8 protein-coding genes are annotated in these 14,587 nt (G+C 48.1%); 2 read left to right on the forward strand and 6 right to left on the reverse strand.

The window, feature by feature from the left end:
- Positions 1 to 232: 232 nt before the first annotated feature.
- The 5 genes from AC506A_RS19430 to AC506A_RS19450 form a co-directional block, all read right to left on the reverse strand.
- Positions 233 to 829 carry a VanZ family protein gene (locus tag AC506A_RS19430; protein WP_495462658.1) on the reverse strand — a complete coding sequence of 199 codons (597 nt, stop codon included), beginning with the start codon at positions 827 to 829 and terminating at the stop codon, positions 233 to 235.
- Between the two features lie 130 nt (positions 830 to 959).
- Positions 960 to 2,156: a copper amine oxidase N-terminal domain-containing protein gene (locus tag AC506A_RS19435; RefSeq protein WP_495462659.1), complete on the reverse strand. Its 1,197-nt coding sequence runs from the start codon at positions 2,154 to 2,156 to the stop codon at positions 960 to 962.
- Positions 2,157 to 2,428: 272 nt separating this feature from the next.
- The gene (locus AC506A_RS19440) at positions 2,429 to 9,985 is read right to left on the reverse strand and encodes a LamG-like jellyroll fold domain-containing protein (RefSeq protein WP_495462660.1); all 7,557 of its coding nucleotides are present in this window, start codon (positions 9,983 to 9,985) and stop codon (positions 2,429 to 2,431) included.
- 476 nt (positions 9,986 to 10,461) lie between these two features.
- Positions 10,462 to 10,905 (reverse strand): cell wall hydrolase, encoded by a 444-nt coding sequence (locus AC506A_RS19445; protein WP_495462661.1) that lies wholly within the window; start codon positions 10,903 to 10,905, stop codon positions 10,462 to 10,464.
- A gap of 107 nt (positions 10,906 to 11,012) precedes the next feature.
- Complete coding sequence (locus AC506A_RS19450; protein WP_495462662.1) at positions 11,013 to 11,981, reverse strand: helix-turn-helix transcriptional regulator; 969 nt, start codon at positions 11,979 to 11,981, stop codon at positions 11,013 to 11,015.
- A gap of 124 nt (positions 11,982 to 12,105) precedes the next feature.
- Between AC506A_RS19450 and AC506A_RS19455 the strand changes: the two genes are divergently transcribed.
- A complete protein-coding gene (locus AC506A_RS19455; RefSeq protein WP_495462663.1) occupies positions 12,106 to 12,585 on the forward strand; it encodes a hypothetical protein in 480 nt (159 codons plus the stop codon).
- 23 nt (positions 12,586 to 12,608) lie between these two features.
- The gene (locus AC506A_RS19460) at positions 12,609 to 13,085 is read left to right on the forward strand and encodes a GyrI-like domain-containing protein (protein WP_495462664.1); all 477 of its coding nucleotides are present in this window, start codon (positions 12,609 to 12,611) and stop codon (positions 13,083 to 13,085) included.
- A gap of 106 nt (positions 13,086 to 13,191) precedes the next feature.
- Here AC506A_RS19460 and AC506A_RS19465 read toward each other — a convergent pair whose 3' ends face one another.
- Positions 13,192 to 14,523 (reverse strand): S-layer homology domain-containing protein, encoded by a 1,332-nt coding sequence (locus tag AC506A_RS19465; protein WP_495462665.1) that lies wholly within the window; start codon positions 14,521 to 14,523, stop codon positions 13,192 to 13,194.
- Positions 14,524 to 14,587 lie beyond the last annotated feature (64 nt).

Below are 14,587 nucleotides of genomic sequence, written 5' to 3' on the forward strand. Positions count from 1 at the left end.
GCTAAATATTATTATAATATATTTAATATGCACTTATTGTTATGATATATTAATCCTCCAATTTCGTTCGCGAATTAAAAAACAAGATCGCCTTAACTACCTGCTTTGACAGGTGGTTGGCGATCTTGTTTATAGAATTTTCTCAGTAGGCTGAAGGCATCTATGCCTTTTTTAGGAATGCTTTAACGAACCGTACGGCGCTTATTTGCCCATTAATGGCCCCAAAATAATTCTAACGAACCATATGGGCTCTATTGGTTTGACGCTTATCCCCTTTCCGGTCTGAAGGCGTCATTCTACTGTAACGGATGAGAATGCACCCGAGCCACCCGCCGAAAGTATTCAGCATGAGATCGTCGACGTCGAAGCTGCCGATGGAGAGCACCGCTTGCGAGCCTTCCAGGAGCAAGCTGAAGCCGAAAGTAAAGAATATCGCGCGAGTCAGAGCTAAGCGATCGTTTTTGAAAACGAAAGGAAGCAGTATCCCGAACGGTACGAAGATGGCAATATTTCCGACAAAGTTAAGCATGCGAGTATCCGTGCGTTCGTTCAATGCAGCGGAAATTTCGTGAAAAGGGACGAGATTGCCCTGTTCGATTCTCTCAATGACGAAGTGAGGATTCCCCAAGCTTATTTTCAACTGCTGCCAAAGGTACTCCGGATCGGCTGGGTGCATTTTAAACAGAACGATTTTCACGATCACCCAAGTGTAAATAGCCAACAACGTCCAGAGAGTTAAATCCTTTATCGAAAAGCGATGCATCCTGGCCCGATGCTCGCAACCCGTTAATAGCAAAAGCGCAGCCAGTGCGCTCGATCGTTTCTTCATCGTTTTCTTCCTCCCAAGCTCTAACTGAGCTTAATAATAAAGAAAACAATTTAAATAGAAACCGCGATAAACTTAAAATAACTCTTAAATTCTTGAAGATAGATCACAAAGGGGTATTTTTTCGCTGGATTTAATGCGTCAATTTCTCATGACTTTGGCCTGTTAAATTGACTTTATAATGCCCGGTGGTAGTATTCTTCTCATCGGATGTGCCCAAATAATAATACCCAGAAATATAAACGCCATCATCTGCAATTTCCCAGTTATCTCTCACTACCGCAATATTGCCTTCGGGAGTCTTTTCCAGTTTAACGCCATATATATAACCTTTAATACCTAGATATTCTTGGGTATAATCTTGTAAATTAACCTTCAATAAATTGCTGTGTTCATCTACTCTTGGCCACGGATCAACACCTGGACCATTAACCAGAATATACATATCAGTACTGGTGAATTTTATATTGAAAATAGGGTTGGAGTAGATAAGTTGTAGCGTGCCATCTTTATATTGATAAATAGAATCTTCCCCGACTTCCGCATCAACATTGAAGACCAGGTATTTTGTATCCGAAACTGTAAACCAATGAAACGGAGATCCGGGAGTCCCGGGATAAGGATAATAGCTGTTAAAAGGATATTCACGACCAGACCAATCATGCAAAACCATCGATCCATCATCCTTATAGTAAACAAGTAAGTTAGTGTCACCATAAAACACTTTATTCCCTTTACCTTCTATTGCCCATGAAAATAGGGTTGGATAACGATATCCCTCAGCATATTTTTTAATAAATGCCGGTTTGTCAGCAATAAAAATTAGTTTATAGGCGTTAACGTAACCAACCGATTTCCCAAAAGCTTCGCCAATAGCACGCAACGGTAAATAAGTACGACCACCGGAAGCCTCTGCTGCTACATCCAGCTCCTGTTCAACCCCATTTACGTGTATTTTATTGCTGCCTAATATAAAATCCACTTTCAGACTGTTAAGCGTTACGGTAATTTCTTTGCTTGGAGCTGACCAATCTACTCTAGCACCAAAAGCTTGAGCGACTGTGCGCAGCGGCACCATCGTACGGCCTTGCTCAACAAATGGTTTATCGCCGCTGGCCTCATTGCCGCCTATAAAAAAGCGCTCCTGCCCTATCTTCATAATGACCGTTTTGGAAAAATCTTCTTTATTTAGACTACTATTGTAATCAAAGAGAGTAGTCGCATTGACAGTAGCAGCTGCGTTGGCAGTATTAGTTGCTAAGGCAACAGGTGAAAAGATCGCACCTAGCCCCAAGAATGCAATAAGTACAAAATTAATATGTTTTCTCATCCTATCATCTCCTATATTTGCAACTGAGTAAGCGTCCTGTCCATTCGCGGTCAGGAGGCTTTGCAACTCCATTGTAAAAAATTGGGACATCCTCATTTATGTTACATCAAAAATGAGCTTGCGTAAACTGGACTACCCCACTGCAGGCCGCTGACAATAAGTCATCTGTTGTGGCGTCTTCGTCCGAAATGAATGAACGGAAAGAAAAACCGGCTTGCTGGCGTTCTCTCGGGAAAGAGAGGCGCCTGCAAGCCGGTTTTATTTAGCAGTTCCTACAGAGAACTCTTCAGAGCTTCGATGCTTTGCAGCAACTGATCCGCAAAAGCAGCGTCGATCTTTTTGCCTTTCTCCTTGTTGATATTCTTTTCTAGCTGTTTGAAATCTTTCGCTTCAAGCTTGCCTTTCGCTTGATCCTTTTGGATTTTATCAATATCCGATTGAAGAGACTTCGCGGTTTTGGCGTCCGCGATCAAACCGCCGGTTTCCCCGAGAGAGATCAGCTCGTCTAATTGAGCGACTACTATCGTGATTTCCAAGCTGAACGTCTGCATCGTTTGATGACCGATATTATCCTTCGCCGTGACTACGATCGGATACGTTCCAACCGCGAGGCCGAGCGGATCTACGGAAATCGATCCGGCCGTCGTCTGGCCGTTGAAGGATACGGTCAACGATTGCAAGCCGCTGCCGCTGTCGCTGGCGGAGAATGCAATCGACACCGCTTCCGTTTGCAAGAACGACAGATCGATCGGAGCAACGATTTCCGGCGGCGTCGAATCGATCGTGACGAGGGATTCGCCCGTTACGCCCGATCCGTCCTTCGCCGTGGCGACGACTTTAAGTACGCCATCAGCAACCGCGGTCAGGAGGCCGTTCTCGTCGATCGTCGCTTTGTTCGTTGCGTTGCCATTCGTTCCGACGACCGTCCAATCGACGGCTTTGTTCGGCGCGTTATCCGGCGTTACGGCCGCATTCATTTGCAGGGTGCCGCCAAGACTCGAGATCGAAGAAGCGCCGTTTACTCCTGTTACAGTAATGCCGGTAACGGCTACATCCGCTTCCACCAGATCGGTTATCGCCGCTTGCAGTGCCGTAACCGCCGCATCAATCTGCGCTTGGGTTGCGGCGTTGTCTGTCGCAACAGCCTTCGCATTGGCTAAGGCTGTTTCTAAAGCTGCCCAACTCGCCTCCGTGTACTCGGCTTCAACAAGTGCTTCGCCCTCAGATATCAGCTGTTGCAGCGCGGAAGTATCCACAGTGCCGTTGCTTGGCTTATCGTCCGGGTTCCCAATGTCGACAGGTACATAAGTATTCTCGTTTGGCACTGAGATAGCCACTGGCTCGGTGTAGCCGCTGATGCCAAAATACCCATCATTCAGGTGATAATTGTTCTCGTCAATCCAACTTGCTACGATCGTGTCGCCTGCCTTGAGGCGGATCCACACACCATAGTCGGTGTTCACTATACTGACTTTAACGAGTGTGTTTGTATACGCCGGTACAAAGCCTTTGTTGTCCGCCAGCGCCGATCTACCGTCATCCGACAGAATGCTCGCACCGGGCTTCCAGAGTTCCGGCCAGTGCTGAATCTCAAAGGAGCCCTCCTTGAAGATAACGCTGTATTTTGCGCCGCTCCAAGGATTGTTTAGCAGATCCTCTTCGCTCGGAGCCCGCAGGGTAAAGTTGGGGAACGCCCCGGTGTTCATGCCAGACTCAAAGCCCACCACGAACTCTGCGTCGCCGAATGTTCTGCCGGTGTAACCTGCTGTACCACTTCCTACGGTACTCAACTTAGTATCGTTATTCTCCCAGTTGATTGGAGTCCCGGATTTCCAGTCGTCCTTATCTGCGATGACCGAGCCCATATCCACATATTCGGTAACGCGTCCGAGTTTGATGGAGGATTCAGTCGCCAGGCCGAAGTAGCCGGGGGCAGAGACGTTTAAGTTGTTTTCATCTCGAACGGAGAACAGCGTTTCGTTTCCGCTCTTGAGCGTCACGGTCACACCGCCGTAACCGCTTCCGTTGGCGTCATCCCATACTGCGCCGGCCTTCAAGAGCCGGTCGTTAATGTCTACCGTCCACTGTCCCAATTGGAAACCCGAGCCGTTGTAATACCGGGTCAGTGTGGCAGTTGTGCCTTGAATATCGATCTCATACCTATTGGCAGTTCGCGTACCCGCGGTTGCCCGGAGGATAATGTTCATGTCGAGAGCATCAAGATCTTCACTCTCGTCCAATTTCAAATAGAAGTCCTTGTTACTGTACTTTTCCTGGGTGTAGAACGCGGCGGCTGATTGGCCGGGCTGAGCTGCCAGGGTAAGGCCGGACGGTTCATCTTTCACAAACGACGATTGGTTGGCTGCTGTCCATTCGGAATCCTCAAACAGCATATCGTCCACCAGTGCCACAGGGGAGACCAGCATCGGGTACAGATCGTCGCTGACAGGTCCCTCGTCGGGCGTAAGGTCGGCACGCACAACCGAGAAGTCGTCTACCAGTGCCCGTGAGCCGGCTGTTGTCTTTTTGGCGTAGACTGTGGCTGTTCCAGTCTCGTCTGCAGTAAATTTGATCGATACCGATCGCCATGCGGGCCGGTCCAATTCACCATTGAGAGTATTTGCACCGACGCTCACGCCGATTTCCACCTTCTGCCCTTCGGCGCTGCTGCCGTTGCCCATCCGGGCAAAGCCTCGCAGCACGTAATCCTCACCAGGTTCCAGACCGGTAATCTCCTGCTCCAGTCCGATGTTCTGACCGGTCAGCTCCACTGCGTTCTGATCGCGGGCATGAGCGTTGTCGGCAGATGAACCGGCTCTGACGATGGATGCGCTTCCTGTCCCTGCCTTTTCCCAATAGGGTAATGAGCCCATGCTCGGGAAGTCGACGCGCGGCCACTCAAAACCGCTGTTGAACAGCAGGTTACTGTTCGCATAGGGCAGGAACTGCGGGCCGCTACTAACTTCTTCGGCCGTTACCGGAGTGCCCTTCAGACCGGCAGTCCAGGTATCTCCCGGCTGATATGCGCCCATACCGACCGCGCCGGAACCGGATTTCAGGGTAAAGTCAAACGCCGATGGGTTGTTAAAGGTTGCGGTTCCATCGATGTCGTCATTTGGCCTACTGTAGTTGTCCAGCACCACCGCGCCGACGTTGACGTTGTCAGTACCCACACCGCGTGAATCCACGATGTTGTTCATAAAAACGTCCATGTAGGCGTCGCCGGGGGAGTTCGTGTAAATTTCAGGGTTCGAGTGACTACTTGCTCCTTTGTATACCGTGTTGTTGACCACGGATATAAACTCGGAGCTGGAGTTAATGAAAACAGCCGCCCATGGCAAATTCCAAAACACATTGCCGTATACCAGGGCGTTTTTGCAGCCCAGATCAAAGTACACGCCATTGGAAAATTCGCTGTGGGAATCATGAATTTTGTTGTGGTGAATTTGGCTGTTACCAAAATCGTTATAAGCGAAATACATCAGTCCTGCGTCGGTGCTGTGCCAGTTACCGTCATGGATGTCGTTGTAAGAGATTTCGCTGGCATAGAAGCTGCCGCCGATCAGAGTGCCGCTGGCGTTATAGATCTGGTTGTGGCTGATCAAGTGGTTTATTCCCGAAATAGTTATCGAGAAGGTAAACAATGTAGGGCCGGTAGTAGCGTCATGCAGCTTGCTGTTGACGATCTTGTTGCCCTCGCCCTCGACGGTGACCAGCGCACCGGCAGAATAGGCGATCTCACTGTTGATCAGGGTGTTGTTCTTTCCGCCTACGATGATGCCGCCCCGCTCATTATGTGGGGACAGGAACTCGGTGACGTACTTGGCTGTCATGTTATCAACTACATTGCTCACGCCGTTACGCATGGTCAGGCTGCAGCCGTTCAAGTCGATACCTTCAATATGGATGTACTTACGGCTAGACAGATCCAAGCCCCAATCACGTGCTTTGTAACGAACATCCAGATCTCCTGGGTCCATGCCGTTCGGGAGCTGTAAATACAGGGTTTCGCTATTTTGGTTATAGAACCACTCATATGGCGCGTCCAGAGCGGCCATTGCGTTTTGGATATAGTAATGGAAATCGTTGCCTGAGGCGTAGCCGGTTGGGCCCAGTTCGTAGAAGTTCATGTTTGTAAGATTAAGCCAGCCGGGCGTCGAAGAAACGACTTCCGCACCGGATAGGTTCCATCCGCGGTTGTCCATGCCCACGATCGAAGCACCGTCCCATGTACCGGCGGATTGGTTCATCTCGGGGTCGCGCAGCTTGCCTGTTGGGGTAGACCATCCGCCAGTGCTGGCGTTCTCGCCGTCGAACACATAAGTCAGCCAGTTCGGACGATAGTACGCGTCTTCCTTCGCAACGTTTGGATACCGTGAAGGCAGCATGGCTTCGCCGTCTACAAAAATTTGATTCCGGTAGTTGCCCATCGGCAAGCTAACGTTTACTTTCCAGAGGTTGGCATCATTTGCGTTATATTGCACCGCGCTCGGGTTTGACGCCGTCTGCCATGCCTCGGTGATCAGATTCGCGCCGGAGATGACCACTTTCTCGTCGTCGACAGTTTTATAGGTTATGGGGTGATCGACCGTGCCGTTATACTTCGGACGTACGGATTCCTCATAAACGCCTTCGTGAATGATAACTGTTTCGCCGGGCAGGAGAACATCGGCTGCCTTCTGAATAGTAAGGAAAGGTTCTGCCTCGGTACCGGAGTTGCTGTCGCTGCCGGTCTTGGCCACATGATAAGTTTTGTCGCCTACCTGATCGGTGTCGGCTGGATCAGCCTGCTGGCCGGTGCCGTCTGTATTAGGCGCTCTGTTATATAGCGCTGCATGCTTGGTGTCGTCGAGTACGGAGGTGAAAACGGAAAGCTCATCCAGAAGGCCGGTGTACGCGCTTCCATTATAGCCAGCCCCGCCGAACCATTTGTATGCTTGCAGATTAACAGGGAATGTAGACGCGTAGGTCTTTTCACCGATCTGACTGCCGTCCACATACAAAGCGAGTGTTTTCGCCGTCGCGCTGAAGGAGAACGCCACATAGTGCCAGTTCCCGTCGGCCAGATTCCCAGCTGGCGCTGATAAACCGCCATCCCATGAGGAGCCATCCGATCCGTAAGATAGGAAGTCTATCTTTGTGTCGGTGTAATTGTTTTCACTGGTTCCCCATTTGATACTCCACCAGATTTCTCCATTATTTAACCCCCAACTGCCATCGGAGCCACCATAAGGTGGTGCCATTAAAGAACTGGATATTCCAGGACTGGGAGCTGAAGGCTTAACCCATACGCCCATGGTAAGATCATTTACACTCGCGAACTGAGAACCGTAGTCGATTGTGAGCCCGCTCGCACCTCTGCTGTCAGTGGAGATCGCGGAAGTATCGCCCCGGCCGTTGTGATCCATATCCCACACATAATTGTTCAATGTGGCCGTCAGACCGTCCGAAAGGGCGCTGGAGGTCGTACCATTCCCTTCATTGAAGGGGAAAAGGATCCCACCATGTAATGGATCGCCCGGATTGCCGCCACCGCTCGTATTTGGCGCTCTGTTATATAGCGCTGCATGCGCGGTATCATCGAGAACGGAAGGGAGAACGGAAAGCTCATCCAGTAGACCGGTGTACGCGCTTCCATTATAGCCAGCCCCGCCGAACCATTTGTATGCTTGCAGATTAACTGGAAATGTGGACGTGTAGGTCTTTTCACCGACCAGACTGCCGTCCACATACAGAGCGACTGTTTTCGCCGTCGCGCTGAAGGAGAACGCCAGATAGTGCCAGTCGCCGTCGGCCAAATTTCCCGCTGGCGCTGAAATGCTGCTCCCCCAATCGGAGCCATCCGATCCGTATGATGTGAAGTTTATCGTTGTGTCGGCGTAATTGTTTGCACTGGTGCCCCAACCGATATTCCACCAGATTTCTCCGGCGTTTAACCCCCAATTGCCAGTGGTACCGGCATAAGGCGGGGCCATTAAAGTACTGGATTCTCCAGGACTCGGAGCTGAGGGCTTAACCCAAACGCCCATGGTAAGATCATTTACACTCGCGAAATCGGCACCGTAGTCGATTGTGAGCCCGCTCGCACCTCTGTTGTCTGAGGAGATCGCGGAAGTATCGCCCCGGCCGTTGTGATCGATATCCCACACATAGTTGTCCAATGTGGCCGTTAGACTGCCCGAAAGGGCGCTGGAGGTCGAACCATTCCCCTCATTGAAGGGGAAAAGGATCTCGCCTTGGAGTGGATCGCCCGGATTGCCGTTACCGCTAGTATTAGGCGCTCTGTTATATAGCGCTTCATGCACGGTGTCGCCCAGAACTGAAGGGAAAACGGAAAGCTCATCCAGAAGGCCTGTGTACGCGCTTCCATTATAGCCAGCCCCGCCGAACCATTTGTATGCTTGCAGATTAACAGGGAATGTGGACGTGTAGGTCTTTTCACCGACCAGACTGCCATCCACATACAGAGCGACTGTTTTCGCCGTCGCGCTGAAGGAGAACGCCAGATAGTGCCAGTCGCCGTCGGCCAAATTTCCCGCTGGCGCTGAAATGCTGCTCCCCCAATCGGAGCCATCCGATCCGTATGATGTGAAGTTTATCGTTGTGTCGGCGTAATTGTTTGCACTGGTGCCCCAACCGATATTCCACCAGATTTCTCCGGCATTTAACCCCCAATTGCCAGTGGTACCGGCATAAGGCGGGGCCATTAAAGTACTGGATTCTCCAGGACTCGGAGCTGAGGGCTTAACCCAAACGCCCATGGTAAGATCATTTACGCTCGCGAAATCGGCACCGTAGTCGATTGTGAGCCCGCTCGCACCTCTGTTGTCTGAGGAGATCGCGGAAGTATCGCCCCGACCGTTGTGATCGATATCCCACACATAGTTGTCCAATGTGGCCGTCAGACCGTCCGAAAGGGCGCTTGAGGTCGTGCCATTCCCCTCATTGAAGGGGAACAGGATCTCGCCTTGGAAGGGATCGCCCGGATTGCTGTTACCGCTAGTATTAGGCGCTCTGTTATATAGCGCTTCATGCACGGTGTCGCCCAGAACTGAGGGGAAAACGGAAAGCTCATCCAGAAGGCCGGTGTACGACTTATCCTGGTACCCATTCCCGCCGAACCATTTATATGCTTGCAAATTGACAGGGTATAGGGAACTATAATCTTTTTCGCCGATCAGATTGCCGTCCACATACAGAGCGACTGTTTTCGCCGTTGCACTTAAGGAGTACGCCAAATAGTGCCAGTTGCCGTCTGCCAGATTCCCTGCTGGCGCTGAAATGCCGCCATCCCAGTCGGAACCATCCGATCCGTAAGATAGTAAGCTTATACTTGTGTCAGCGAAGTTGTTTGCACTGGTGCCCCAATTGATACTCCACCAAATTTCTCCATTACTGAATCCCCAATTGCCTGCGGTGCCGCCATAAGGTGGGGCCATTAATGAACTGACTTGTCCAGGATTTGGAGCCGAGGGCTTAACCCAAACGCCCATGGTAAGATCATTTACACTCGCGAACGGAGTGCCATAGTCGATTGCGATCCCGTTCTGGCCTGTTTGGTTATTGGAGATCGCGGGAGTATCGCCCCGGCCGTTTTGATCCCACACATAGTTGTTTAATGTGGCCGTCAGACCGTCCGAAAGGGCGCTGGAGGTCGAACCATTACCCTCATTGAAAGGGAAAAGGATCTCGCCTTGGAAGGGATCGCCGCCTGTAGGGGTATCTGCGAAAGCTGTCGCCGGTAGTAGTGTAATTACCGCCAGCAAAATGCTGAGAACCAAAGATGTCAGACGTGAAGCCAAGCGTGATGTCCGTTTGTGCTTGTTCATATTATCTTCCCTTCTATGGTATATTTCGTATATCTATCATGGTTAATCTAGCTATTCACCCCACTCTCAACATTTTGTCATACACGTTGTACCGACAATCTCCAAAAACAGGTGTTAAGATGCAGCGCTTATTCATTGTCAACTTGTATTGTAGTGTCAGCACTAAACGGAGAATATGAACAACTCTACGATTTTTGGACAAAACATGTTGAGGATCCATTTTAGGTCTCTTTATTTCGATTAGAATCAAGCTTGCAAAAATAAAACAGCTGCCCCTTGTCTGGCAGCCGTTCTGGATAGGGTTATGATGGACATCCGTATTGTCGTGCAAGTTCCGACTGTACTTTTTACAGTCGGTTTTACACTGCCCGAGCTTACGGGCGATAGATGGACATTGATAGACACGGAACTCGGCAGGTACGTCGAAATCAGCGCCTTCGGTGATCATTGCACGCGGTCTCTTTTCGATTAGAAAATTAAAATGTATTGTATACATTTTCACATTCTTTCGCAGTCGGTTCATAAAAACAGTGTTTCTTCCATCGTCCTACGAAGGGCTGGTTATACCAAGTTGGCGGACATGGCCCGGGATTTTCGAACGATCCTGGACGGAAATACCATAGGGAGAATTTTGCCGGCCAATTCCGCTCCCCATTCACAGCCCGTTGCGCCAGACGACGCTCCCTCTCTCTTGCGTTTTGATAGTACATACCATGTTGCAACGCTTCGAACGCATGCGGTTGGTTGATCATTTGGGGAATTGTCCGGAGTCCTTTAAAATCGGAGCAATTCGCTCTTATACGGTTAATGCCTACATTTCCTACAAGGAGCATACCCATTTCGCCCTCGGTCTCAGCTTCGGCCCGAAGCAACCTTGCCAACATATCAATATCCTGTTTCCTGGCTTTTACGACTGCCATGAGTTCACCTCTTTTGACTTCTAGACTCATGATATTGTAAGTGGAGCGGATGTGTTACTGACCACAATAAGACCTAGAAACCACAAGACCTATGGTAACTGTCCAGATCAAGATAATTTCAAATTGGCTAAACGCTCTTCCAAAATCACGCGCAGTTCATCTGGAATCCGCTCAAACTCGACCCCTCTCCCCAAAAACAAAAGCCAATCCGCATAATACTCCAGCGCCTCAACATCGGTCACATCCAGCTGAACATTGAAAATTCCACTCGATTGAAACATCCCGGTAAAGGATAAAATGATCCCCGGCGGGTGCATACGCTTAAATCGCTGAATCCCAGTCGTATCAAGCTTCACAATAAGGTTGGACGCACGTGAACGAAGTCGTTTTTTGCTTAAAATCTCTTGCTCAGACCACTTCATCTCCTGCTCAGAAATTGCCGAATCCCGCAGCATATCAACAGGCAAATAACGAAACTCATCCGTATCAAAATCATAAACCTCGACAAGCCACTGAGCGTTCGAGTTAAAAATATGCAGCAAATAAACGTCCAGCAACTGCGGCCAGCCAAGACTCAGCTCATAGGTCACGCGCAAATGCTTATCCCGCACAGCAAGCGAAATCAGCTGGTTCAACTCCGCAGGCGCCGCATCATCGAGCTCCAACAGATTCGGATTGGCAGGATTCGTATTTTCGAAAAGCAAGATATTATTCAGCTCTATCAGCTCGTCTTGCTGGGTTTGCGACGCGATGCCAATGAGTTTTTCAGTGATTGAGCGGCGATTTTGCAGATAAGGAAGCTGCGAATTTTTCGAGGCGATAAAGCTGATAAAAATCGCCTTCAGCTCTTCTGGCGTGAAGCGGGCGGCGGGCAGATACTGATTTTGCAGGACATGGTAGCCACCACCGCGCCCAAGTTCGGTCGTTAGCGGAAAACCCATCGCCTGAATCTCGTTAATGTCGCGAATCGCCGTCGCGCGGGAAATCTTGAACTCCCGCTGAATCTCGGCAATCGTAAAATGTGCGCGGTTATTGATATAGCGCATAATTAGGTTCACTCGTTCTGTTTTCTTCATGGCTTTATTGTATCAAAAATGCAGCAAAAAATAGGTCAGAAAAATAAAGAGTATCAAATTTTGATACATTCAGCCAATAGAATCAGTCTTGTAAGCAAATAAATTTCACAAAGGAGAAAATAATATGTCTAACTACTCCATCAAAACCATCTCAGAAAACTACAAAATGACTGCATTCGGTGTTTCACTTGAAGACTATAATGACTGGGCAGGTAATGCAGCAAAAACTGCAGCGAAAAAAGCGGAGATCATTGAAAACGGCAAGCTCGCTGAACTTCTCGCGCTTGCGGATGGTCAAGAATATCAAATCAACTACGTTATCGATCGCAAGGCTTGGCGCGGCTTCGGCGTGATGGGTGAGTTCGACGTGGAAGGCGCGATCGTCCTCGATTTCCTCGCCGGTGACTATCTCGTCGTGCCTGGCACTGGCGCTGACAAGAGCAGCCTTGCAGACGAAATCACAGGCAAAGTTTTCGGCAGCTTGCTGCAAGAACTCACAGCATACAAATACGTTGGTCCCGGTAACACAACGTTCGTCAAAGCAGATGATAACGGTGAATTCTACGGCGAAATGTGGCTTCGAGTACAAAAAGTCGAGGGCTAATCTCTGGAAAAAGGAGCACTCACATGGCAGATTTCACTCTTGAACACAAAAAATCATTCACATTGACCGCTTATGGTTTTTCAATCCAGTCCAATTTCCAAGACATGCCGGCTTTGCAAAAGGAAAAAGCAGAGTTTTGGGGCAGGCTCAAGGCTGATGGGCGTTTTCATAAGCTCAAAAAAGCCGCAAAAGACGATCGCGAGTGGTCAGTCAATGAGGTTTACCAAGGCAAACCGTGGAATTATTTCGCGGTAGAAGCTGGAAAATCAGTAGCAGACGCAACACGCATCATCGAATTTCCGGAGAGCGAGTACATCGTGCTCGCAGGAAATGGCGACAAGGAAAGTCTGTTTGATCAGCTAACTTACCGTGCTTTTAGCGAAGTCTTGTCCCAAATCACTGATTATGCTTACATCGGCGGTCCAAATGCGACTTATCGCAAAGATAACGGCGACGGCACTTTCTACGGCGAATTTTGGGTGCCTGTGGTTAAAAAATAGCAAAAATCTTCTGTTCAAGGTTTATCAGGCTGGATGGGCAAAGCAAAGAGCCGGCGGTTTCCGCCGGCTCTCCTAGTAATTCAATAGATAGAATAGGCAACCTGTGTCAGTCAGTTGAAAAGTAGAAAGTAGATCCATGAACATAAATAGTTTTAGTATAAGGATCTTCAACCATGCTTTTTTCATAATCATATACGGCATAAAATGTGTCAAAAGTACTCACGAAAGGAGAAGGGTTTGCTGCAGTTATGCGTTCATCATAGTTACTGGGTATAACATCACTTACTTTAAACACTGGCAAGCCTTGTTTCAATCTTTCTGAGTTGAACAGATCCACTAGTTCATCGGCATTTGTATCATAAATAAGATCTCGGTTATATCTATCCTCTACAATATCCCGACTAGCAATCAAAACACCATTTAGTTTCCCATTGATATAGAACGTTCCAATGAAATTACTTAATGCAGTAAAATATTGGGCTGTTGGAACGGCACTTCCACCAATCCCATTCAATGTTGCAGTCTCGAATGGTCCAATATAGAATTCTGATAACGGCTCGCCCAACTTTTTCATTGAAGCCTTGAGTGTATTACCAGCACGATCGAGAAGTCTATCGCTTAAAATATTGGATGAATTTGTAAATATGGCGGCGACTTTATTATTATGAATCGCGATTTGAAAGTAGTTCGAAAGGTCTTTATTATACACATACCAGGTGAACCCCTTCGGGTCAAGATCCTTTCTGTCTGGGAGGCCAAAGGATTGTATAACTTTCTGATCACTGTCACCTACTGATATATTGTCCAATGAAAAATATAGATCTTTATAATAAGGAACATCACGATCACTATAAATTGAATACAACTTTTTTACTTTTTGTTTAAAGTTATACACCAAAGTAACTGCTTCAGCTCGCGATAACTTCTCACTGGATTTGAAGCCTTGAATTGTATTCTGTGATTTCCCATGAGCTAATTTATTATCCAATAGAAATTGAATTGAATCAGAAAGATTAAACCTCAATCCCAGTGCATTGACAAGAATCTTGGCCATATCTCCCCTCGATATAGAGAAGTAAAACTCATCTTCATCATCAGGAACGGACCATCCGATATCACTTGCATAGGTCATATAAGAAAATCCCCAAGAATATCCTTTATATCCGTTATTTAATTTCACATTTTCTTGATAGGATTTTGGATTAAAGGCACGAATGATCATTGAAATAAACTCTGCATAATTAACGGGTTGATTTGGTCTGAATGAACCATCTTTATATCCACTTAGTATATGGTTAGATATAGCCCAATGAATTGCATCCTTTGCCCAGTGATTATCCGGAACATCTTTAAAGGTTTTTGCATCAGCAAATACATTATTTATCACAACTGTTTGAAGTAAAAAAAATAAAGTTAAAATCAATAAATTTTTTTTCATTAGAAGTCCTTCCTAGTTGTTAGTTACTCGCATTTGATTTTTTTAAAAGGTTCTTCCTCGATGC

The sequence above is a fragment of the Paenibacillus sp. N22P23 genome (assembly GCF_059383735.1).